At 57.2% G+C, this 22,857-nt stretch carries 19 protein-coding genes; 13 read left to right on the forward strand and 6 right to left on the reverse strand.

Translation table 11 applies throughout. From position 1 onward, the window contains the following. Positions 1–1,182: IscS subfamily cysteine desulfurase (locus tag VEV40_RS02595; protein WP_349255849.1), on the reverse strand; the 1,182-nt coding region annotated here is incomplete at its 3' end. A gap of 69 nt (positions 1,183–1,251) precedes the next feature. Further along, positions 1,252–1,728: an Rrf2 family transcriptional regulator gene (locus VEV40_RS02600; RefSeq protein ID WP_324829942.1), complete on the reverse strand. Its 477-nt coding sequence runs from the start codon at positions 1,726–1,728 to the stop codon at positions 1,252–1,254. A gap of 230 nt (positions 1,729–1,958) precedes the next feature. Between VEV40_RS02600 and VEV40_RS02605 the strand changes: the two genes are divergently transcribed. Next, positions 1,959–2,114: a hypothetical protein gene (locus tag VEV40_RS02605; RefSeq protein ID WP_324829944.1), complete on the forward strand. Its 156-nt coding sequence runs from the start codon at positions 1,959–1,961 to the stop codon at positions 2,112–2,114. Positions 2,115–2,413: 299 nt separating this feature from the next. Beyond that, positions 2,414–3,247 (forward strand): signal peptidase I, encoded by an 834-nt coding sequence (gene lepB / locus VEV40_RS02610; protein WP_324829946.1) that lies wholly within the window; start codon positions 2,414–2,416, stop codon positions 3,245–3,247. A 394-nt stretch (positions 3,248–3,641) separates the two neighbouring features. On the opposite strand, the gene VEV40_RS02615 is transcribed toward lepB, so the two are convergent. Further along, the gene (locus tag VEV40_RS02615) at positions 3,642–4,211 is read right to left on the reverse strand and encodes a CDP-alcohol phosphatidyltransferase family protein (protein ID WP_324829948.1); all 570 of its coding nucleotides are present in this window, start codon (positions 4,209–4,211) and stop codon (positions 3,642–3,644) included. Between the two features lie 150 nt (positions 4,212–4,361). Here VEV40_RS02615 and VEV40_RS02620 point away from each other — a divergent pair, with 150 nt between their 5' ends. The 3 genes from VEV40_RS02620 to VEV40_RS02630 are packed head-to-tail and all read left to right on the forward strand — an operon-like array spanning position 4,362 to position 6,750. Further along, a complete protein-coding gene (locus VEV40_RS02620) occupies positions 4,362–5,321 on the forward strand; it encodes a VOC family protein (protein WP_324829949.1) in 960 nt (319 codons plus the stop codon). Between the two features lie 11 nt (positions 5,322–5,332). After that, a complete protein-coding gene (locus VEV40_RS02625; protein ID WP_324829950.1) occupies positions 5,333–5,773 on the forward strand; it encodes a YdeI/OmpD-associated family protein in 441 nt (146 codons plus the stop codon). A 59-nt stretch (positions 5,774–5,832) separates the two neighbouring features. Further along, on the forward strand, positions 5,833–6,750 hold the full coding sequence (locus VEV40_RS02630; RefSeq protein ID WP_324829951.1) for a TIM barrel protein: 918 nt from the start codon (positions 5,833–5,835) through the stop codon (positions 6,748–6,750). A 17-nt stretch (positions 6,751–6,767) separates the two neighbouring features. Here the strand turns inward: VEV40_RS02630 and VEV40_RS02635 are convergent, their stop codons facing one another. The 3 genes from VEV40_RS02635 to VEV40_RS02645 are packed head-to-tail and all read right to left on the reverse strand — an operon-like array spanning position 6,768 to position 10,569. Continuing rightward, positions 6,768–8,495, reverse strand: a complete 1,728-nt coding sequence (locus VEV40_RS02635) for a hypothetical protein (RefSeq protein ID WP_324829952.1) — start codon at positions 8,493–8,495, stop codon at positions 6,768–6,770. A gap of 44 nt (positions 8,496–8,539) precedes the next feature. After that, positions 8,540–9,964, reverse strand: a complete 1,425-nt coding sequence (locus VEV40_RS02640) for a hypothetical protein (protein WP_324829953.1) — start codon at positions 9,962–9,964, stop codon at positions 8,540–8,542. Continuing rightward, positions 9,961–10,569: a polysaccharide biosynthesis/export family protein gene (locus VEV40_RS02645; RefSeq protein ID WP_324829955.1), complete on the reverse strand. Its 609-nt coding sequence runs from the start codon at positions 10,567–10,569 to the stop codon at positions 9,961–9,963. The genes VEV40_RS02640 and VEV40_RS02645 overlap by 4 nt, the downstream gene beginning before the upstream one ends. A gap of 393 nt (positions 10,570–10,962) precedes the next feature. Between VEV40_RS02645 and VEV40_RS02650 the strand changes: the two genes are divergently transcribed. The 8 genes from VEV40_RS02650 (at position 10,963) to mutL (ending at position 22,847) form a co-directional block, all read left to right on the forward strand. Next, positions 10,963–13,188, forward strand: coding sequence for a tetratricopeptide repeat protein (locus VEV40_RS02650; protein WP_324829956.1), 2,226 nt, complete (start codon positions 10,963–10,965; stop codon positions 13,186–13,188). A gap of 48 nt (positions 13,189–13,236) precedes the next feature. Further along, entirely contained in the window at positions 13,237–14,979 is a 1,743-nt protein-coding gene (locus VEV40_RS02655) for a tetratricopeptide repeat protein (protein WP_324829957.1), read from the forward strand. 8 nt (positions 14,980–14,987) lie between these two features. Beyond that, positions 14,988–16,967 (forward strand): tetratricopeptide repeat protein, encoded by a 1,980-nt coding sequence (locus VEV40_RS02660; RefSeq protein ID WP_324829958.1) that lies wholly within the window; start codon positions 14,988–14,990, stop codon positions 16,965–16,967. Between the two features lie 6 nt (positions 16,968–16,973). Continuing rightward, positions 16,974–17,681 carry a hypothetical protein gene (locus VEV40_RS02665; protein ID WP_324829960.1) on the forward strand — a complete coding sequence of 236 codons (708 nt, stop codon included), beginning with the start codon at positions 16,974–16,976 and terminating at the stop codon, positions 17,679–17,681. Between the two features lie 71 nt (positions 17,682–17,752). Continuing rightward, on the forward strand, positions 17,753–18,226 hold the full coding sequence (locus VEV40_RS02670; protein ID WP_324829962.1) for a thioredoxin family protein: 474 nt from the start codon (positions 17,753–17,755) through the stop codon (positions 18,224–18,226). A gap of 48 nt (positions 18,227–18,274) precedes the next feature. Beyond that, positions 18,275–19,204, forward strand: a complete 930-nt coding sequence (locus VEV40_RS02675) for a YihY/virulence factor BrkB family protein (RefSeq protein WP_324829964.1) — start codon at positions 18,275–18,277, stop codon at positions 19,202–19,204. 32 nt (positions 19,205–19,236) lie between these two features. Continuing rightward, entirely contained in the window at positions 19,237–20,766 is a 1,530-nt protein-coding gene (gene pyk, locus VEV40_RS02680; RefSeq protein WP_324829965.1) for a pyruvate kinase, read from the forward strand. A gap of 173 nt (positions 20,767–20,939) precedes the next feature. Further along, positions 20,940–22,847, forward strand: a complete 1,908-nt coding sequence (gene mutL / locus VEV40_RS02685) for a DNA mismatch repair endonuclease MutL (RefSeq protein ID WP_324829966.1) — start codon at positions 20,940–20,942, stop codon at positions 22,845–22,847. Positions 22,848–22,857 lie beyond the last annotated feature (10 nt).

Genomic DNA, 22,857 nt, shown 5'->3' on the forward strand with positions numbered 1-22,857 from the left:
AATGCCTTCTTTCACCATCTCGTACAGCGGTGAAAGTTCACGCAGCTTCTGCACAATATCAATCACCTTGTCGGCCACATAATCGACCTCAGCCTCGGTGTTAAAACGACCCAGCCCAAACCGGATTGAGCTATGCGCCACATCGTCGCCCAAACCAAGAGCCTTCAATACATATGATGGCTCAAGTGTCGCGGAGGTGCATGCAGATCCGCTGGAAACTGCAACATCGTTGATGCCCATCAGCAGCGACTCGCCCTCAACATACACAAAACTCATGTTCAGGTTGCCCGGCAGCCGGCGCTCCATCGAGCCATTCACATGGATGTAGTCGAGGCTTGATTCCAGCTTTTTCTTTAGCTTATCGCGCAACGCTGTAAGTCGCTTCGACTCGTTCACCATCTCCGCGCCGGAAATCTCGCAGGCCTTGCCCAGGCCCACAATGCCGGGAACGTTCAGTGTTCCCGACCTCATGCCGCGCTCGTGGCCTCCGCCGTTGATCTGCTCGGAAATCTGCACACGCGGATTCCTGCGCCGTACATAGAGCGCGCCCACACCCTTCGGACCGTAAATTTTATGCCCTGAAAGGGACAGCACGTCGATGTTCATCGCGTTCACATCGACCGGAACCTTGCCCACAGCCTGCACTGCATCGGTATGAAAGATCACGCCCTTTTCGCGGCAAATTTTTCCAATCTCAGCGATGGGCTGCAGCACGCCGATCTCGTTATTGGCATACATGATCGTGACCAGAATCGTCTTGTCATCAATCGCCCGCTTCAGATCATCCAGATCGATCAACCCGTCAGCCTTCACCGGCAGATAGGTCACGCGGAAACCGGCCTTCTCCATGCGCTTACAGGTGTCAAGCACCGCCTTGTGCTCCGTCACCTGCGTAATGATGTGGTTGCCGCGCTCGCGGTACATTTCGCCCACACCCTTGATGGCGAGATTGTTTGACTCAGTCGCGCCCGAGGTAAAAATAATTTCCTTGGCCGTTGCGCCAATCAGTTTCGCAATCTGCTCGCGCGCTGCTTCCACCGCTTTCTCGGCTTCCCATCCAAAGGAGTGGTTGCGGCTCGCCGCGTTGCCGAAAGTGGTCGTAAAGTACGGCATCATGGCGTCCAGCACGCGCGGATCGAGCGGCGTCGTCGCGTGGTTGTCCATGTAAATCGGCAGCTTCACGCCCGCCGGCACGCTGATGTTTGTTTCCACTACGCTGCTCATGTTTCTCTTCTCCTCAAATCCCGCCGGTTACATTGCCTGCAAAATCTTTTCGCCTGAAGTGCTGCGGATCGTCACCAGTTCGCGTACCGTCCGGCTGCGGCCTTCTTCCACCAGGTCTGAAATATGGATGTTCTTCAGCACACTTGAAATCGTCTCGTTCACGCGCGCCAAAGGTTCTTTGATGGTGCAGCTGTCCGTAAGGTCGCAGTTTCCCTCTTGCGTGAAGCACGAAGTGATAAAAAGCGGCCCGTCAATCGCGAATATCACCTCAAATGCCGAAATCCGTCGCGGATCCTTCAGCAGCGAATAACCCCCATTCATCCCGGCATGGGACTTCAGCAATCCCACCTTGGCCAGCCGCTGTAGAATCTTGGCCAGCAGTTGCGCCGGAATGTGATACGCCTCGGCTATGTCCTTGGCGCTCAACGCGGTCGCCTCCGGATGCTCCGCCAGGAACTTCAGCGCCATCAGGCCGTAATCCGCTTTTTTGGTGAGCCTCAGCATCGATTTGTCGTTACATTACCCCACGCACTAATGGCATGTAACTAAAGTATACGACCGCTGGAGTCCGAATTTCAATGCGTACGCACGAATATTGAAATTGGGTGGGAACCGGCGGACGTATTCCCGCGTAAAGTTTTCTACGCAGAATTCATCCGATTCCGTTTGACATCGGGCGCGTCCTATATACAATCTTGCCGATATCACCTGAATTTCACTTGTCGATACCCCTCATGAACACGCCCTGCAAACACCCTAAAGTCCGCGTCGTAGCGCGGGACGAGGACGTTGAATACGTCGAGTGCCAGGACTGCGGCGAGGTCTTCGACTCGAACGAGTTCCAGGACATGGCTATCGAAGAAACCGTTCTTGAGGACGAGGAAGAGTAGCCGCCCACCTTAAAGTGTCATCCTGAGCGGAGCGCCACAGGCGCGGAGTCGAAAGCCTGCCCTGAGCTTGCCGAAGGTGACCTGCTTTTTCTAGGTAGCAGCACATACTGGTGCCCCATTTATCGAATGCAAATAAATCATTCCGAATGAAAAAGATGAAAAAGCACCCTTGAGCTTTTGTGCTAGTTTTGTGCTACACCATCAACGGTAGCTACTTTTAACACGAAGTAATTGCTGAATAAGAGACAAACCACTCAGAGCGGTAGTCCGGCGGACATTTGCTAGTCTTGTCATGCGCCATGAACAAGACAATTAACGAGAAAAGATGCGCGGAGGAGCGCCCAGCTTCTACCGATATTGAAAGGAAAGAGACACCATTTGAGGCAGTCGCCAGCATCTGCTCAGTTCTGGTGGTGGGATTATTCATCCTGACATTCTTAGCTCAGAACTATGTGATTCCGTCAGGCTCGATGAAGAATACGCTGCTTGTGGGCGATCACCTGGTCGTCGATCGGATCACGCTGATGTCGCCCGCTTCGTGGATGCCGCTGATAAGATACCGCGAGCCGAGGCGCGGCGATATAGTGGTGTTCTACAAGCCCGTTTATCAGCCTGGTATTGATGCGACTGACGCCGATGGAACTCCGCAGTACACTCCCCTGGTGAAGAGATTAATTGGCGTACCGGGCGATCATATTCATCTACGCAACGGCTTTGTGTTTGTGAATGGCGTCGCACAACCTGTGGGATTTGCGCAGCCGACCACGACAGATAACTTCAACGAGTTTCTCGATGATTTCCCCGCAGTACCCCCAGCAGAGGTATCTGGGTCAACAGAGTCGTGGACTGTGAACTTCTCAAGTTATATCCATGACGGCGACCTGGTGGTTCCACCCGGCATGTACTTCATGATGGGCGACAACCGGCACAACAGTCTGGACTCGCGCTTTTGGGGATTCGTGCCCAGGGCGAATATCATTGGACGGCCGCTAATTAATTACTGGTCGTTTGAGGCTACTGAAGGGGAGTACGAAAAGATGGGTGTCGGCCAGAAGTTTGCGTGGATGGGCCACGTTGCGCTGCATTTCTTCTCGGATACGCGGTGGAAACGCACATTGAAAGTTATGCGTTAGACCAATTCGAGATTCACTCGGGAAATAGGCCGATTTCCATTTCTTGTCGTATCACCGCCTATCCGGACATTAGGGGTTGGTAAGCACCCGCACCTCTTCAATTGGACTAGGTTGGAATAGGCCGATGGAGAGGCCCGCAGACTGAGAAACTAGCCGAAGACGCAGCACGAGGATTTTGCGCTAATTTGTGCTACGCCCAGCACTTTCTTGGCCATTTAGACCATTCTGAACATCTTAGAATCTTTAACTTACGTATTTTCAATATACCCGATTGTCGGTGCACCATGTCCCGATTTTGGGACGTAGGATAGCACGGACTCTCGATTCTCCAATCCAGCGCAAACATGGGTGCCCCATCCTTTCGCGCTTTTTGCGAAAGGGTGGGAAGGGTAAATTACCCATTCGCCGCAGCCGCGCTCGGCATGCTCAACCTTCTTGCCACTTGCCACGCATATTGCAGCCCTGAAATAATCGTGAGCGCAATCGTCGCATTCAACGACCAGTGCCGGACAAACAGCACCCATGCCGGCGCATAAAACCGGCTCAACAGCACTGTCACCAGCGCAATAATCTGCGCCAGTGTATTGGCCTTCCCGAAAATGCTTGGACGGAAATCCTTCAGGCCCATCGCCGCATACAGAAGCGCCGCCACCACTATAATTCCCAGATCGCGTCCGAAGACCAGCACCGTCACCCTTCGCGAGATAAAGCCTTCATGGTGCAGCACCAGAAACAGCGTACTCAGCAGCAGTTTGTCCGCGACCGGATCGAGATACTCCCCCAGCCGCGTCCGCTGATGCAGCACGCGCGCCAGCAACCCATCCAGCCCATCGGTCACGCCGGCAATCACAAAGAGCGTGAAAGCCGTGCGGAAGCGCCCATCCAGCACCGCCAGCACCAGAAATGGAATGATGCAGAGCCGCAGAAACGTCAACTGGTTCGGAGTGGCACGAAAGGCGTTCATTTAAACAGCGTACAGCGTGCAGCGTACAGGGCGCAGGGCCTAAAGCACAAGACGCAGACAGCGTACAGGGTACGGGGCACAGGGCCTAAGTTATGAGATCTTTCCCCGCACGCTGTACCCTGCGCGCTGTCCGCTGTATCTTGGTAGGCGATGAAAACTGCCCTCGGATTTCTCCTCCTTGCCGGCTCAATCGCTTTAGCTCAATCTGCTCCATCGCGTCCGCCGATCACCGGCATTTCGCACATCGCCGTCTATGCCGCGGATACTGCCGCAGCCCGTCACTATTACGTGGACCTTGTTGGGTGCGCAGAGGGCGCAGACCCAGAAACTCCAGCCGGTGTTCGCTATTACGTAAACCCTACTCAGTTCATTGAGGTCTTACCGCTTCCAGATAAGAATTCTCCCAATCGCCTCGATCATCTGGCCTATAAAACGGCAGACGCAGAAAAATTACGCGTGTACCTCAAAGTAAAGGGCGTTTCGGTCCCGTCCAAAGTCGAACAGAGCAATGATGGCGGTCTTTGGTTCAATGTAAAAGACCCTGAAGGCAACACGGTGCAATTCGTAACTCCTCCAGATGAAAACCCATATCGCCACCATTCCACTGTCTTGCCGTCATCCAAGACCCTGAACGCACCGAACCTCGTCGGCCACCACATCATCCACGTCGGCATGCTTGTCCACAGCCGCGAAAAAGAGGACACGTTCTATCGCGCTATCCTCGACTTCCGCCCGTACTGGTATGGAGGCATGAAGCCGGACAAAATCGACTGGGTCTCGCAGCAAATGCCCGAAAGCCACGACTGGCTCGAATACATGCTCACCAGCGGGCCTTCCGGCGGCGGCATTCAGGACATGTCGCAGAAGCAGCTCGGCGTGCTCAACCACTTCTCCATCGGCGTCATCAGCGTGCCCAAGACCTTCGACACGCTGAAGGCCGCCAACCGCCTCTCCAGCCCAAGCGACCACACCCAGATCGGGCGCGACGGCAAGTGGCAGCTCAACCTCTTCGACCCCGACGGCACGCGCCTCGAATTCATGGAATTCTCCAACGTGCAAAAACCCTGCTGCTCCGACTTCACCGCGCCTAACCCGTCGCCTATAGAGTGAGCAAAGCAACGATGACCGCCGATAAGAGCTTCAAGACTAAGTACGAAACGGGCATGATCGAGCTCCCCTTCGACGTGAGGAAGCACTTCGGCAAAGCCCGTCCTCCGGTTCGCGTCACCATCAACGGCTATACATATCGCTCAACCCCAAGCGTGTACGGTGGCAAGTACTTCATTCCCGTCCGCATGTCGAACGAGAAGGCCGCGGGCATCAAGCCAGACGAAATAATCTTGGTAACTATCGCCGCCGATACTGAAGTCCGCGAAATCGAGCCGCCGCCCGAACTGCTGGCTGCGTTCAAGAAAGACGCGACGGCGAAAGCTCGCTGGGAAAAACTCAGCTACACGACCAAAAAGGAACATGCATTGGCTATCAACGAAGCAAAGAAACCAGAAACACGCGAACGCCGTCTGCAGAAGATCCTTAATGACCTGAAGACGAAGACAAAATAACAACATCATCTGGCCCGCGAAAAATAGAGGATCGAACTCTAAAAACTGGCGATTCATAAATGAAATCGGGTACATTAACCCTCGAAGCCATGCCAAACCGCCGAACCTTCCTGAAGTCAAGCCTCGCAGCCACCATCGCAACCGGCGCCGCATCATTCGCCAACGCGCAAACCCAGGAGACAGGAAACGCGCCTGAAACTAAAGCGCCGACGCCGCGCAAAGGCCGCATCCGCCAGTCTGTCTCGCGCTGGTGCTACAAAGACATTCCGCTCGACCAGCTCTGCCAGGCCTCGGCGGAGATGGGACTCAAAGGCGTCGATCTACTCGAAGTCAGCGAATGGGATACACCGCGCAAGTACGGCCTCATCTGCACCATGGGCTACGGCGGCGGAGGCACCATCCCTGACGCTCTCAACCGCCTTGAGAACCATGACGCCATCGAAGCCGCGTTCCGCAAGAACATCCCCCTCGCCGCCAAGGCAGGCGTGCCCAACGTCATCACCTTCTCCGGCAACCGCCGCGGCACGTCCGACGAGGAAGGCGCGAAAAACTGCGTCATTGGCCTTAACCGCCTGAAGAAGATCGCCGAAGACAATGGCGTCAACATCTGCATGGAGCTGCTGAACAGCAAGCACGACCACCACGACTACATGTGCGACCACACCGCCTGGGGGGTGGGCGTGGTCAGCCAAGTCAACTCGCCGCGCATCAAGCTGCTCTACGACATCTACCACATGCAGATTATGGAGGGTGACCTCATCGACACCATCCGCGCGAACATCCAGTGGCTCGGCCACTTCCATACCGGAGGCGTTCCCGGCCGCCACGAGCTAGACAACACGCAGGAAGTGCAGTGGGACGGCGTCATGCGCGCCATCGCCGATCTCAACTTCCCCGGCTACGTCGCCCATGAGTTTGTCCCGTCGCGCGACCCTCTGACTTCGCTCAGACAGGCCGTCGACCTGTGCGATGTATAGCAACCCTCAGGATTACCTTATAAAGAAGCGCGCTCCATCATGCTCACACTCTTATGGAGATGGGCCGCATTCTTATTAAGCTGGACCGCAATCTTATCAAGCCGAGGCTTCATTTTCTCAGGTGCAACGGTGGTCGCCATACTTATTTCTTTGATCGCTGTATCGTAATCACCCCCTGCCAGAGCCTCGCGCGCGTGCTCGGTGTGCGCCATCCAGCCATCCGGCTCTCTCCTGGCCTTCTCGCGGATAGCTTCCGAGACTTCATCGAAGCAAAGCTGCCCATTCACTTCTGGCCCGCATACCATGACCTCCGTAGGTCCAGCCATCACTGCCTCATGTGCAATCAAGGCTTGCTGGCGTTGCAACAGCGGTTCTTCGCGGCCAATATCCGTCATGGCCAGAGCCATTTTGATTTCGCTCTCCCAACTTGCAAAGTCCCTGGAATCGTCCGCGGCTTTTGCATTCCCCGCACCCAGGTCATTATTGAATGCCACGGCCTCGCTCTTCGGTAGAGCACCTGCATTGGGAAGGTAGCCCCATACGGCACTGGTCAGATAAAGAAATCCGCACAGGATTCCTGCCAGCACTCCGTGCCAGGGTGAGCTCGGCTCGCTGTACCCCGCCAGCCGCACCAGAGTAAACGGACTTTGCGGGATCGGCGCGGCCGCCGGATTCACAGATTGATGAACGGGTGCTGGTTGTAATCGCGGCGTCGAAGATACCGCTTGCCTGGGCCTGGACGAATTTTCATCCGGCGCCGCTTGATTCCCGTGCGTTACCGGCCGCCGTTTCTCCTCCGCAATCGCCTGCACCAGCCGGGCACGCTCCTCGCGCAGCTGGCTTACTTCGCTCGAATTGTCTTCCTGCTTCACTGGAGCCGGCGGCTGCTCCGTCTCATGACTTCCAGTTGGTAAGGCGGCCAGTTGCTGCTGAATCTCAGCAATCTTTTCTTTCGCTGTTTCTACATCCGGATAGTCATCTGTGTACCGCACGCGCAGGTCATCCAGCCTCTTCTCCGCTGCACTAAGTTGCGTCTCCAGCGAACGTCGTTGCTCGCTCTCCGGATTCACTACGTGCGTCGTGACATCGGCCTTCGCAGGAGCGGTTGTCTGCAAAGGTGCTGGAGTCAAAGCTGAGAGCTTCTGATCTAACGAGGTCAATTGCCTCTCCAAGTCATTTGTCTCGCTGGAGCGAACTTCGACAGATTGCCCGGGACGATGGGATACCGCAGGCGAAGGCGCCGTTAAAGTTGCCGTCGCCTGTGCCGCCGGAACAAGTGCCACTGGAGCAGGTACGGCCGGAGCTGGATTGGCCCCAGTGGTTGAGGGTTTCCATGTCACCAGCAGATTCGCAACGGCGTTCGCCGTTGTCGCCGAAACCTCTTTATCGCCATCGCGATAATTCACCTCCAGCAGGTTGGCGGAATGCTGTGCCATCTCCAGCCGCGAGCGAAATACTGCGACATCACTCGTCGCACCCGTCCGCTTCGCCAATGCCTTTACTGCTTCATCGTTCAGAATCGAAAACGCCACCGCTACGGCAGGCTCTTTCGCCTGCACAGCAGCGGGCTCAACCTGCCGCGCTTCATCCACATCGAACAGCACTTCCGCCGTCGTCGGTCGTGCGGCGCCGTGTCGCGACCAAACAATAAACCCGCTCGCAATCGCGACTGCAATGCCCGCAGCCACAAGCTTATGTCGCAGCGGCAAAGCAAGAAAGCACAGGAGAATATTCTTCTCTTGCATAGCTCCCTCGATACACGTCGAAGATGAAATGGGCAGATTGAGATCTAGCGAAGTGAAGCACGCGTCGCCGTGGCTTCCGCGATCTTGCCCGGAGTCCACCACAACGTGAAAACAGCGATTGCCCGGTCGTTTGTTGGCGTGCCCGCGACCTTGTAGCTACGAACTTCAATTTCCTGCGAAAAACCAAGCCCCATCCGCAAATGCAAGCTGCCCTCTACGAACGTTCCGTGATAGGACTGCCTGGTCGTCGGATTTACTCCCTGAATTCCGTTCAAACTGGCACGCATATCCACCACACCATGGAAAGAGTGGCGAATACCCGCCGCACCCGTACCCAGAAACACCGTGTGCTCCAAAATACCATCGCTCAGATCGCGTCCGCCGGAAAGATACAGATCGGTTGATTGCGTAAGCTTCGCATAAATAGCTGCTGTCCCGATAAACTGCACGCTCTTTCCGCATGCCGCGTCGGCCGCGCTCACCCCGCCGGAAATATTCACGCTGGCATGCGTTCCCCACGCATCCAACCACCGCAAACCAGCCCCGCCCAGGCTGCACTCCAGCGGTCCTGTCTGATGTTCTCCATTCCCGTAGATGCCGATTCCCATTGCCGGGGTCAGCGCATGCAGATACTCCACGCGTGCACGCACTGCCTGAACCAGAAAGTCATCAGCGTTGTATTGCGTATAGGTGTAAGTGCCGCTGAAGTCCCAGTACGTCCGCCGCGATTCCTCATAGCGCATCTTGCCGCCCTCTTCACCCGTTGCGACTCTTCCCGAATGCATGCCATACACAACCGTTTCCGCCGCCGGCGCGCCTGCCTCGCCGACCTGCCGAAAATCGAGCGGAGCCACTACCCTGGCCGCGTCGGTTCCGTAGGTGCTGGTCGCAGTGCCTTGCCAGGTCCATCGCGGATCGATCTCTCCTGTTGCCCGAACTGCCGCGCGATTCAGGCCGACAAAGTAGTCCTCGCCTCCCGCCTTGAAATCGGCAAGACCTCCGCCGTCTTCCGCCATGAACTGCCAGCGCCGTTCCTCGATCACGCCCGCTGCAGCCGCCAGTCCTCCATAAGCGTTGCCTGGACCGGCATTGGGAAAGCTTAACCCGCTCAATCCCCCCAGGGTGAAGTTAAATGTCGAAGGCTCATACTTCGGAAGATTGACAGGCGCGTCGCTTCCCGGCTGAAGTCCAGAAATAATGGCAGCCGTGTTCCATCGCTCCACCGTGCGTATATTCGCCCAGCAGGGAAACTCAGGCGTTCCCTGCTGCAGCGCAACTGAGAGCGAGTCTCCGCAACTATTCAAGGGCTCCGTGCTGGTTGTTCGCGGATTGTCGCTGTTCGCTCTGCGGACCGCATAATTGCCGCGGGTGTCTCCGCTGTCATCGGAACGTTGCGCAGATGCCTCTATCACAACGCCGCCTATCAGAATAAAGGGCCACAGAAGCAGGCCCGTCGCCTGGATTCTCACGGCACCACCACAGTGTCTCCGGGTGCCAGCTCCACGTTCTGTTGTGGGGCTTGTCCCTTCAGAACTTTCTCGTAGTTCACGTTTACCCGCGCGCTCGTGCTCCCACGCAGAACGTACACTTTCTTCTGCTTTGCGAAATCCGTCAGCCCGCCTGCCCGTGCCACCAGCTGCACCACATTCATCGAGTCCATCAGTGGATAAGCGCCCGGGCGTTGCACTTCGCCGGTGATATAGACCATCCGGCTGTGAATCTCCTGCACCGTCACCGTGACGCGCGGCTTATGAACAAACTTCACCAGCCGATCCGTCAATACTTGCTGCGCCGCTTCCGGAGTCAATCCCGCGACATCCACTTCTGTCACCAGCGGCATCGAAACCTTGCCGTCCGGCCTCACTACTGCGGTCTCGGTAAGCTGAGGTTCTTCCCACACCGTGATGTGCAGCACATCGCCCACTCCGATCTTGTAAGTCGTGGGCACAACTTCGGGCGTTTTTGCATCGCCACTTTTTGCAGCATCTGGTGTGGCTTTGGGCGCCTGCGCATAACAAAGCTGCCCTCCTGCCATGAGCAAAATCATGAGCCCGCGGAGCACAGCGCCAGGCACAAAATACTGCATGCACAACGTTGTAAGCCATGTCGTGTGAATTTGGGTGGGGGTATTACCACAAACCTGTAAGCCGCCAGACAAGCGTTACGTCTGCCAAGAATCTGCGATTACCAAGGAGACGTTACCCACGGCTGCTTTTTGCAGAGAAGCGCGACGCGCTGACTTCCCTCAGACAGGCTGTCGATCTATGCGACGTGTAAGCTCTCAATCCCAGGAAATTCATCTTCGCGAATATCCCGGGCCCCCGAAACACGCACCATTCGCGCTCACGGATGGTAGCGAAACGCTGCCTGCCACCCCTGCACCAAATGACTGATGCGCAATTTTCTCTTTCCGAGAGAACCATCAAGCGCTATCGTCATGCCATTCACCGGACGCGAAAAACCCGTCGTGAAACTGAGAGCCCTCCAGCTCGCGCTCGCACTTGCAGCCATCCCCTGCCTCGCTGAAAGCGGCTACGTCAACATACTCGTCGAAGACGCGCATCAACATCCCATTCCTCTCGTAGAAATCGGTATCGAAAAAGGAGCCAGCAAGCTTACCAAAGACGACGGCAGAGCCCAGCTTCCACTCGCCTCGAACATCACTGCCGATGACTGGATCAGCTTCCAGCTTGTCCACTCGCCGCCGGGTAAAGATCTCGCCATCGTCTCCCCCTGGGACAACCGCATCCCCGTCCCGTCCTTCGCTGACAACCCGCAAAATCTCATCAAAATCGTCGTCGTCCAGCGCGGGGACCGGGCTGCTCTCGAAAGCGGAACCATCCTTGCTTCGCTGACTGCCAAGATCAACAAAGCCAACGCGCCGAAAGCCGCGAATGCTCCGCCGCCCGACCCCAAAGAAGCCCTGCTCGCAGTGGCTAGACAATACGGCCTCACTGCCGACGACATCGATACAGCGATCCGCGCATGGGGCGAGAAGACCACCGATCCCTATGAAGCCGGTCTCGCTGCCCTCTACGAGCGCAACTATCCCAAAGCAACATCAGCACTGCAAGACTCACTCCAGCAGCGTGAACAGAAATTCGATGCTGATCAGAAATTAGTGACTCAGGATCAAAAGGCTGTCGCCGACGCCGCATTCTTTTTAGGACAATCGCTCTTCGCGCAGGGCCGCTACCGCGAATCGGTTCAGGCATATCAAAAGTGCCTCAACCAGCGTCCCGACGACTCGATGACCTTGAACAATCTGGCGGTGAGCCTCTACGCTGCCGCCGATTATGCAGCCGCCGAGCCGCTCTACCGCCATGCGCTCGCCCTTGACGAAAAAGCCCCCAATCCGAACGATTCCACCGTAGCCACAGACCTCCGCAATCTGGCAACGCTGCTGCAAGCCAAAGGCGATACCGCTGCTGCCGAGCCGCTCTTTCGCCGTGCCCTCGCCATGGACGAAAAGGCCAGGGACCCTGACGATACCGAAGTGGCCCTGGACCTGAGTAGTATGGCATCGCTGTATCGCGACAAGGGCGACCTCGCAGCCGCCGAGCCGCTCTACCGCCGTGCGCTCGCCATGGACGAAAAAGCCAGAGGCCCCGACTCTTCCGATGTCGCCAGAGACTACAACAACCTCGCCATGCTGCTGCAGGACAAGGGCGACTTCGCCGACGCCGCATCTCTCCTCCGCCACGCCCTCGCCATCGAGGAAAAGGCTCTCGGTCCCGACCATCCCTTCATAGCCGCGGAACTGAACAATCTGGCGGAGGTCCTGAAGCTGAGTGGCGATTATGCCGCCGCCGAGCCGCTCTACCGGCGCGCGCTCGCCATCCATGAAAAAGCACTTGGGCCGGACCATCCTGACGTTGCCACGAATCTCAATAATCTGGCGTCGCTGTTGCAAATGAAAGGCGATTACGCTGCCGCTGAGCCGCTTTACCGCCGTGCGCTTGCCATCGACGAAAAGACCCTTGGCCCCGACCATCCCACTGTAGCCATGGATCTCAACAATCTGGCATTGCTCCTCAAGGATGAGGGCAAGTTCGCCGATGCCGCGCCACTCTTTGTCCGTGCGCTCACGATCCACCAAAAAGCCTTGGGCCCCGATCATCCCTTGGTCGCCTCAGACCTCAATAACATTGCATCGTTTCTGCAGGATGCCGGCGATCTTGCCGAAGCCGAGCCGCTTTTCCGTCGCGCCCTCGCCATCGACGAAAAGGCCCTCGGCCCCGACCATCTCTCTATAGCAAGAGACCTCAATAATCTGGCCATGCTGCTTCGCGACAAAGGCGATCTCGCCGGCGCCGAACTGTTGCTTCGCCGCGCCCTCTCTATGGACGAAAAAATCCTCGGCCCCGATCACTCAACGGTGGCCGCAAACCTCAATAATCTGGGGCTGCTGTTGCAGCAGCAAAGCGATCCCGCCGCCGCTGAACCTCTATTCCGCCGTGCCCTCGCCATTGACGAAAAGGCCGTAGGCCCCGACCACCCCTCCGTAGCCACAGACCTCAACAATCTGGCTGCCCTGTTACGCGACAAGGGCGATCTCGCTGCCGCCCAGCCTCTCTTCCAGCGTGCCCTTGCTATCGATGAGAAGGCGTTAGGCCCGGACCATCCCTCAACCATAGCAATCCGCGGAAACGTGGACGACTTGCAACATCGCCTCGCTACGGCGCACCAATAGGACAGCTATGCTTCACTTTCATTCATCCGGCTTAGAAAGATAGGTGTCGTGAAGCCGCGTATATTCATCGCCGTCCTTGCCATGCTGGTCGCAGTCGCCCGGAGCCGCGCAGAAAGCGGCTATGTCAACGTGCGCGTCGAAGACGTCCAGGGCCATCCCGTGCGCAACCTGCAGATTGGAATCGAAAACGGTGCCAGCGTTCTCACCAAGGAAGGAGGTCTCGGCCAGATCGCTCTTGTTGCCAACGCCGCGCCCAATGACTGGATCACCCTCCAACTTCTCCATTCGCCTCCGGGCAAGGACTTCGCCATCGTCTCCCCCTGGGATTACCGCGCGCAAATCCCCTCCTTCGCCAACAAGCCGGAAAATTTCCTCAGAATTGTCGTCGTGCAACGAGGCGACCGCGCTGCCCTCGAAAGTGGAACCGTCCTTGTCTCCCTCGTCGCAAAGATCAATAAAGCAAATGCGCCAAGGGCTGTGAATCCGCAGGCTCCGCCGTCCGATCCGAAAGAAACCCTTCTCGCAGTTGCCAAACAATACGGCCTGAGCGCAGACGACATTGATACAGCCATCCGCGCATGGGGTGCAAAAACGACCGACCCCTATGAGGCCGGACTGGCGGCACTCTACGAACGCAATTACATGAAAGCGACTGCGGCACTCGAAGACTCGCTCAAGCAGCGCAAACAGAAACTCGAGGCTGATCAAAAAGCAGCCCAGGCGATCCCTCAGGACCGCAAGAGCGTGGCAGACGCGGCATTCTTTTTGGGCCAGTCGCGTTATGAGCAAGGCAAATACAGCGAATCCGCTCTGGCATTCCAGGAATGTCTCTTGTATCGCCCCAACGATCCTATCGTGCTCAACAACCTGGCTCTCAGCCTCGATGAATCCGGCGACTACGCTGCTGCCGAGCCTCTTTTTCGCCGCGCTCTCGCCATCGACGAGAAAGCACTCGGTCCGGATCACCCGGAGGTCGCCACCGTCCTCAACAATCTGGCCGAACTGTTGCACGACAGAGATGATTATGACGCCGCTGAGCCGCTCTACCGCCGAGCCCTCGCCATCAACGAAAGGACTCTCGGTCCGGACAACCCTACTACCGCCAAAGCTATCAACAATCTGGCCTTGCTATTACAGGACAAGGGCGATCTCGCCGACGCTGAGCCGCTCTATCGCCGAGGCCTGGCCATTGATGAAAAGGCTCTCGGTCCGGACAACCCTATCACCGCCAGCCACCTTAATAATCTGGCATCGCTGCTGGAAGCTAAGGGCGATCTCAATGCTGCCGAGCCACTCTATCGTCGCGCTCTCGACATCGACGAAAAAGCTCTCGGACCAGACCATCCAGAGGTCGCGACAGTCCTGAGTAATCTGGCATCGCTGCTGGAAGCTAAGGGCGATCTCAATGCTGCCGAGCCGCTCTATCGTCGCGCTCTCGACATCGACGAAAAAGCTCTCGGACCGGATCACCCTAAAGTGGGCACAGACCTCAATAGTCTGTCATTACTTCTGAAGAAGGAAGGTAATCTCGCCGCCGCTGAACCACTTTATCACCGCGCCCTTGCTATCGCTGAAAAGACACTTGGCCCAGACAATCCTGAGGTTGCCATAGTCCTCAGCAATCTGGCATCGCTCCTGCGCGCCAAAGGCGATCTTGCTGGCGCTGAGACTCTGTATCGCCGCGCCCTTGCTATCGATCAAAAAGCTCTTGGCCCAGACAATCCGTCGACCATAGCAGTGCAGAAGCACCTGTCCGACTTGCAAAATCAGACCTCAACGGCGCCTAAGTAAAGGCACCCATGCTTAACCGGAGAAATGCTCCCGGCCACCCATCACAAATAAACATCAGCCATGAATTTTCTCTTTCCGAGAGAACCATCAAGCGCTATCGTCATGCCATTCGCCAGACACGAACGATTGTCGTGAATCTGAAAGCCCTCAAGCCGCTGCTCGCCCTCGCACTCGCGCCCATCCCCTGCCTCGCCGAAAGCGGCTACGTCAACATACTCGTCGAAGACGCGCATCAACATCCCATTCCTCTCGTAGAAATCGGCATTGAGAAGGGAGCCAGCAAACTCACTAAAGATGACGGCAGAGCCCAGCTTCCACTCGCCTCGAACATCACTGCCGATGACTGGATCAGCTTCCAGCTTGTCCACTCGCCGCCCGGTAAGGACCTGGCCATCGTCTCGCCCTGGGACAACCGCATCCCCGTCCCCTCTTTCGCTGACAACCCGCAGAACCTCATCAAAATCGTCGTCGTCCAACGGGGGGACCGGGCTGCTCTCGAAAGCGGAACCATCCTTGCTTCGCTGACTGCCAAGATCAACAAAGCCAACGCGCCGAAAGCCGCGAATGCTCCGCCGCCCGACCCCAAAGAAGCACTCCTGACAGTTGCCAGACAATACGGCCTCACTGCCGACGACATCGATACAGCGATCCGCGCATGGGGCGAGAAGACCACCGATCCCTACGAAGCCGGTCTCGCTGCCCTCTACGAGCGCAACTATCCCAAAGCAACATCAGCACTGCAGGATTCTCTCAGGCAACGAGAAGAACGGCTCAAAGCGGATCAGCAGCGAGTAATACAAGATCAAAAAGATGTCGCCGACGCGGCATGTTTCCTGGGTCAATCTCAGTATGGTCAGCTCAACTATCAGGGATCAGTCCTCTCCTATAAAAGGTGCCTGGAATTTCGGCCCGACAACCCCACCAGCCTCAACAATCTCGCGCTCAGCCTCGAACAGCTCGGCGATTATGCAGCCGCCGAGCCGCTCTTTCGCCGTGCCCTCGACCTGAACGAAAAGGTGCTCGGCAATGAAAACCCCGAGATTTTGACAATCCTTATTAACCTTGCCGCGGTTCTTACCGACAAAAAGGACTACGTGCAGGCCGCGCGATTGCTCATTCGCGCCCGCGAACTGGCGGAAAAAACCTCCAATCAACCCCAACTTGCAAGAAGCCTCGACGGTCTCGCCGTCCTGCTGGCCAAAGCAGGCGAATTTGCACGCGCCGAACAGTTGCTCCATGAAGCTCTTGCTATAGATCAGAAGGTATTTGGTCCAGATCACCCTGAAGTTGCAACAGACCTCTCGAATCTGGCGCAGGTGATGGTTGATAAAGGCGACTATGCTTCCGCCGAGCCGCTCTTTCGCCGCGCGCTCGCCATCGATGAGAAGGCCCTCGGCCCCGATCATCCTGAGGTTGCCGACTGCCTCGTCAGCCTTGGCGCCATGCTGGAAGACAAGGGTAAATACACCGAAGCTGAGCCGCTGCTTCGCCGGGCCCTCGCTATCTATGAAAAAATTCTGGGGCCTGACCATCCGGCTGTCGCAAGGGCTCTGCTGAATCAGGCACTGCTTTTAAGCGATCAAGGTAATTTTTCAGGCGCTGTGCCGCTCATCCGCAGGGCGATCGCTATCGATGAAAAAACATTCGGCCCTGACGATCTCACGGTTGCCGCAGATTTAAATAATCTGGCGGCAGCGTTTGAAAACAGCCGTGACTACGCTGCCGCCGAACCGCTCTTTCGCCGGACCCTTGCCATCCGCGAAAAAAATCTTGGTCCCAATGATCCTGGCGTTGCCATCGATCTCGCCAACTTAGCGTCGGCATTGGAAGGCCAAAACAATTACGCTGCCGCCGAACCCTTACTGCGCCGCGCTCTTGTTATAGATGAAAAAGCGCTCGGGCCTCATCACCCGAAAACGACTCAAATCCGCAAACAATTGCTCGAAGTTGAGAACCATCGCATATCTGCAAAACAGAACAGAGAATAAATACCTATGCTCACCAAAGCCCTCCAGCTCGCCGCCCAGATCACCCACCCGATTACCGCCGCCATCTTCGCCGCGGTTCTCGCCCTCATTGCGCTCCTCGCCCTGACTAAAGGCAAAAAGAAGCCCCCGCAGACTGCCTGGCTCCTCGCCATCGTCATTTTCCTGCTCGGGCTCTCACCTCTCCTTGCCAGCACTTACTTGGACAGTCAGGGCATCTATCGCGTCCGCATCGAGGTCTTCAACCCCTCCAAAGAGCCCGTCCACAATGCCGAAATCACCTCTTCCGCGGGTGGCGAACTTAAGGAAACCGACGCTGGATGGGAGTTCACCATCCCTCGCGAAGAAAGACCCTCAAACGGAGAAGTGATCTTCAGGGCAGCGCTTAAAGACGCTTTTCTGGCAGGAAACAGCACCTTAAAGCTCGAAAAAGACTACTTTCCTGAGGTCATAATCCAGCTTGCATCTCTGCCCTCGGTCGATGTCCGAGGAATGGTCGAGGATGAATACGAACGCCCCATCGAAGGCGTGCGTGTCTGGGTGCTCGGCTACGATGAAGCCATTACCACCGGCCCTACCGGAAGCTTTTCCTTGCCCACCCACGCCGCCAACGGTCAGCAGATCACCCTCGTCGCCCGAAAAGGAGACAGGACAGCTCAAGCCACAGCCTTTGGTGGCGAGAGAAACGCCGAAATCATCCTGCGCAAGTCTCCATGAAATCTTGCCAAGCTCGGGGGCGTTTGTGGCATCCTATGCAGCAGGTTATGTTCACCCGGAATCGATCACTCATGAATGCAGCGCGCGCTTTTATCGTCTCCGCGCTTTTTGCTATTGGCGGTCTTGCCGCGACGGCGCAAACCCGCACCATTTACTCCGATACGGCGGACGCGCACCACGACATCGCGCAGGCGCTGGTGACGGCGCAGCATGAGCACAAGCGGGTGATTCTCGACTTTGGCGGGAACTGGTGCGGCGACTGCCAGGTGCTGGACATTTACCTGCACCAGGAACCAAATCTCGACCTGCTGAACAATAACTTCGTCCTCGTCCATGTCAACATCGGGCGCTACGACAAGAACACCGACATCGCCCAGAAGTACCAGGTGCCGCTTCAGAAGGGCGTTCCCGGACTTGCCGTTCTCGATGCGCGCGGCAGGCTGCTCTACAGCCAGAAGAACGGCGAGTTCGAAGCTATGCGGAAGATGGACCCGGAGTCGGTGACGGAATTTCTGAACAAGTGGAAGTCGTCGCCGAAGGCTTAAGAATCTTTCGTTTCCCCACGCGCGTGCGTTGATTTACTCTCGACACGTATGCTGCTGTCCCTATGGACGAATCTCCGGCGCGCCGCGTGGAATGCTTTTCTCCACAACGTTTTTACCAACTCCAAGGCAGCTGCATATTCCGCCATTCTGAGCCTGTTTCCGGCGGTGCTAGTGGGCACAACGCTGCTGGCCATGAGTCCCGAGACGGATACATTAAGCGACATTCGCAGCGCCTTTTACGACGTGCTTCCGCCGGACACGATGGCCCTGGTGCAGAGCTACTTTCAGATGGACCGCGCGCGTTCCGTGCATCTGATCTGGTCGGCAACGGCGGTCGCCATCTTCGCCGCATCGGGCTTCATGCTCTCGATTATGGAAGGCTTTCGCCGCGCCTACAGGCTGCCGCGAGGCACATGGAACTTCTGGCGTGAGCGCGTGGTCGCCTTTGGGCTTATCCCAATTACGCTTGTGCCGATGCTCTTCGCTACGCTGCTCATTATTTTCGGACACCAGATCGAGCGGTGGATGATCGACAATGCTGGGCATGAATTTCGCCTGTACGTACTTTTTTTGTGGCGCATGGTGCGCTGGGTGATCGCCATGTTCACCAGCGTCGCGCTGCTGGCGGTGATCTACCACTTTGGCACGCCCAAGACACAGAACTGGCGGCGCGTTGTTCCTGGTGCGCTGCTGGCCACTGCGACGTGGTTCTTGATTACCCTGCTCTACGGACTGTACGTCACGCGCTTTGCCGACTACTCGGTCGTTTACGGATCGCTGGGCGCGGCGGTCGCTACTCTGGTGTGGCTCTACATGGTTTCAATCAGCATTCTGGTCGGAGCGGAATTCAACGCGCAGATATTTCCCCTTGCCGGTAGTCAGGCCCTATCTAGTGCGAACGATGAAGAAAATGCGTTTACATCAGGCAAAAACGCAGACCGTGTGACAGCCGAACAGCAATCGTTGCGGGTAAAATAGCCAGAGCCACATAAAATTAATTTGGGGGATGGATGAACCTTACGGCTGCCGGCCACGGCAATGACCGCCGCGCCAAGATTGTAGGCACACTCGGGCCTTCATCGAACACTGAAGAGACTTTTCGCGAGCTGGTGCGCGCCGGCCTCGACGTTGCAAGACTGAACTTTTCCCATGGGACCCAAGCGGAGAAGCTCAAGCTCATCAAAATGATCCGCAAAATTGCGGTGGAAGAGGGCAAACCAATCTGTATCCTGGGTGACCTGCAGGGACCGAAAATCCGCACGGGACACCTGAAAAGCCGCATTCCGGTACAGCTCACGACCGGCCAGCGCCTCACCATTACACCCCGTAACATTCCTGGAACCGCCAGCCTTATCAGCACTACATTTCCCACACTTGCTGAAAATGTTGCGCCGGGCGCGCGCATTCTGCTCTCTGACGGACTCATCGAGCTGCGCGTGATTGATGTTCCCGGCGAAGACGTGGATTGCGAAGTCATCAACGGCGGAATACTTGGCGAGCATAAGGGAATCAATCTTCCTGGGCTTGCAGTGCGCGTGCCTTCGCTTACGGAAAAGGACGAAAAGGACCTTGAGTTCGCGGTGAAGAACGGCGTTGACGCGATTGCCGTCTCCTTTATTCGTACGGCAGATGATGTGCGTCTGGTGAAACAACGCATTGCGGCGCTGAAGGCCGACACCTGGGTCGTGGCCAAACTGGAGAAACCGCAAGCCATCGACAATCTCGAAGAGATTCTGGAAGTGACAGACGGCGTGATGGTGGCGCGCGGCGATCTGGGCGTGGAGATGCCGCCGGAACAAGTCCCTGCAATACAAAAACGTGTGATTCGCCGCGCCGCTTTGCACCGCAAGCCAGTAATAACGGCAACGCAGATGCTTGAATCGATGATTGAGAACCCACGGCCTACGCGCGCGGAAGCAAGCGACGTTGCCAACGCGGTTTATGACGGCACCGACGCGGTGATGCTTTCAGCGGAGAGCGCTGCGGGCAAGTATCCCATTGAAGCCGTCAAGATGATGGCCAAGATTGTCATCGAGACGGAGTCGCACAAGCCCGAAACCCCAGTGCATCACGACCAGCCGGCTGAAATGAACCTCACGGTTGCTGAAACCATCTGCGAATCGATGGCGCATGCCGCCGAAGACCTTAATATTGCCGCGATCGCCGTCTTTACCGAGACCGGAGCGACGGCCCGGCAGCTTTCCAAGTACCATCCGAAGCCGCCCATCTTTGCGTTGTCGAGCATCGAGCCTGTGATTCACCGCATGAACCTGCTGTGGGGCGTGCACCCGATCAGGTGCGACAAGGCGCACACCACCGAACAGATGGTGGACATGGCGGAACAGCTTCTTGAAGAGGGCGGCCATGCCAAACCGCAGGACATTCTGGGCATCGTTGCCGGAACGCGCACCAAGACCGGCTCGACGAACTTTCTGCGGCTGCATGTTCTGGGCGACCGCCTGACGGCGCCGCCTGCGAAGAAGAAGAGCAAAGCCAAAGCAAAGAAATCGCCTGCCAAGAGCAAGGGGAAGAAACGCTAAAGCTTTCTGGATGACGCGGCGAATCCGCTGGCAAAAAAGCAGATTCTTTGTCGCTTCGCTCCTCAGAATGACAGATCAGGTGGCGGCCTGATTCCGGTTTCGGGCCGCCGTTCTCTTTTTGCACACACAGCCTGTATTTCGCACGCGGAGCAACCTGCTAAGGTGAATCTGGAATGGGCCGCATCCGGATTCTTTCCGACCAGGTTGCCAACCAGATCGCCGCGGGCGAGGTGGTGGACCGTCCTGCGTCGGTGGTGAAAGAGCTGCTGGAAAATGCGCTCGATGCGGGAGCGACACGCATCCGCGTGGAGGTAGAGGCGGGCGGACGCAAGCTGATACGCATGACCGACAATGGCCACGGCATGATGCGCGACGACGCCCTGCTGGCCTTCGAGCGTCATGCCACTTCAAAAATCCGGTCGAGCGACGACCTGCTCTCGATTGCGACTCTCGGTTTTCGCGGCGAGGCGCTGCCGTCGATTGCGTCGATCTCGCGGCTGGAGATGGAGACGCGCGTCGAAGACGAACCCTCGGGCACACGCATCGAGATTGTCGGCGGCAAGGTGATGCGGGTTGACGACGCGGGCGCGCCCCTGGGCACGACGTTTATCATCCGCGACCTCTTCTTCAACACGCCGGCACGGCGCAAGTTCCTGAAGTCGGAGACGACCGAGCTGTCACATGTAACCGCTCTGGTTACACATTATGCGCTGGCCCATCCCGACAAGCATTTTGAGCTGCATTCGGCGACGCATGCGCTGCTGGTTGCGCCTCCGGTCAGGAAGCCGGAGGAGCGCATCTTTCAGATTTTCGGTAGCGAAACGCTGGACCAACTGCTTTCAATGGCGGCGGAACGGCCCTTTGACCGCGCTGGGCTCCCGGAGCCTCCGCCGTGGAAGCGCGAGGAGGACTATGCGCCTCCTGATCCTGGCTTTCTGCGGATCAGCGGGTTTATTTCGAAGCCGGAGCTGCAGAAGCTCAATCGTAACTCCATTTACATTTTTGTGAACCGCAGGCTGATTCGCGACCGGCTGATTCTTCATGCCGTCAGCGAGGCGTATCGCAACATTCTGCCGCCGACTTCGTTCCCGGTCGTCCTCATGTTCATGGAGATGCCTCCGCACGAAGTAGATGTGAATGTGCACCCGGCAAAGACCGAGGTGCGCTTCCGTCAGCAATCGCTGGTGCACGACTTTGTCCGCGACAGCATCCGCAACACGCTGATCCAGACGCGCCCGGCAGCAGGATTTCTGGCTGCGCTGACGGCAAATCCACATGCAACGCCGTCGCTGCTGCCAGCGGCGTCGCCCATGCCGGGCGAACCGGAATCCGAGCCTTTAGCGCGTGCTGAACAAGCTGCGGAATTTGCACTGACGCCGCCCATTCCTCCGCCGCAGGAAGTGAAGCTGCCGTTTGCCTCGGAGCTACCAACACATGGCGATGGCGCAGCTCCTGCACCGCCCGTAGCTGTTCCGGAAGAGCAGGCCCCCAGCCTCAATTCACTGGCCTCGCTCAAACCTCTGGGGCAACTGCGCGAATCATTCATCCTTGCCGTGAACGACGAGGGCCTGTGGATCATCGACCAGCATGTGGCACACGAGCGCGTGCTTTTTGAAAAGCTTTTGCGCGAGCGGGAAGTGGAGCGCGTGCAGCATCAGCGGCTGTTAATGCCGCTGCTGGTCGAACTGCTACCGCAGCAGATGGTGCTCTTCACAAACATTGCCAAGGAACTTGAACGCAACGGTTTTGAGGTCGAGCCGTTTGGCCCGCGGACGATTGCGGTGAAGGCCGCTCCGGTTGGACTTGAAGGCAAGGAACTCGAGCGCACACTAATGGAAGTGTTGGAACACTCCGAGCGCGAAGCTCAGGCGCAGAACCTCGACACGCTGCGCACCAGAATTGCCGCGTCCATCGCCTGCCATTCCGCAATCAAAGTCAATTTCCCGCTCGATCCGGTCCGCATGGAATGGCTACTCGCCGAGCTGGCGAAGACCGACCATCCAACTAGCTGCCCGCACGGGCGCCCCATCGTATTGCGGTATTCTTGGAAAGACATCCAGCGGGCATTTCAACGCATTTAACCCCGCCAGA

Source organism: Alloacidobacterium sp. (genome assembly GCF_035631355.1).
Taxonomy (GTDB): domain Bacteria; phylum Acidobacteriota; class Terriglobia; order Terriglobales; family Acidobacteriaceae; genus Alloacidobacterium.

Bases quoted from the DNA above. Each gene is read 5' to 3' on its own strand.
- VEV40_RS02600 (WP_324829942.1), bottom strand. From the start codon at position 1,728: ATGCTGAGGCTCACCAAAAAAGCGGATTACGGCCTGATGGCGCTGAAG.
- VEV40_RS02605 (WP_324829944.1), top strand. From the start codon at position 1,959: ATGAACACGCCCTGCAAACACCCTAAAGTCCGCGTCGTAGCGCGGGAC.
- lepB (WP_324829946.1), top strand. From the start codon at position 2,414: ATGAACAAGACAATTAACGAGAAAAGATGCGCGGAGGAGCGCCCAGCT.
- VEV40_RS02615 (WP_324829948.1), bottom strand. From the start codon at position 4,211: ATGAACGCCTTTCGTGCCACTCCGAACCAGTTGACGTTTCTGCGGCTC.
- VEV40_RS02620 (WP_324829949.1), top strand. From the start codon at position 4,362: ATGAAAACTGCCCTCGGATTTCTCCTCCTTGCCGGCTCAATCGCTTTA.
- VEV40_RS02625 (WP_324829950.1), top strand. From the start codon at position 5,333: ATGACCGCCGATAAGAGCTTCAAGACTAAGTACGAAACGGGCATGATC.
- VEV40_RS02630 (WP_324829951.1), top strand. From the start codon at position 5,833: ATGAAATCGGGTACATTAACCCTCGAAGCCATGCCAAACCGCCGAACC.
- VEV40_RS02635 (WP_324829952.1), bottom strand. From the start codon at position 8,495: ATGCAAGAGAAGAATATTCTCCTGTGCTTTCTTGCTTTGCCGCTGCGA.
- VEV40_RS02660 (WP_324829958.1), top strand. From the start codon at position 14,988: ATGCTTAACCGGAGAAATGCTCCCGGCCACCCATCACAAATAAACATC.
- VEV40_RS02665 (WP_324829960.1), top strand. From the start codon at position 16,974: ATGCTCACCAAAGCCCTCCAGCTCGCCGCCCAGATCACCCACCCGATT.
- VEV40_RS02670 (WP_324829962.1), top strand. From the start codon at position 17,753: ATGAATGCAGCGCGCGCTTTTATCGTCTCCGCGCTTTTTGCTATTGGC.
- VEV40_RS02675 (WP_324829964.1), top strand. From the start codon at position 18,275: ATGCTGCTGTCCCTATGGACGAATCTCCGGCGCGCCGCGTGGAATGCT.
- pyk (WP_324829965.1), top strand. From the start codon at position 19,237: ATGAACCTTACGGCTGCCGGCCACGGCAATGACCGCCGCGCCAAGATT.
- mutL (WP_324829966.1), top strand. From the start codon at position 20,940: ATGGGCCGCATCCGGATTCTTTCCGACCAGGTTGCCAACCAGATCGCC.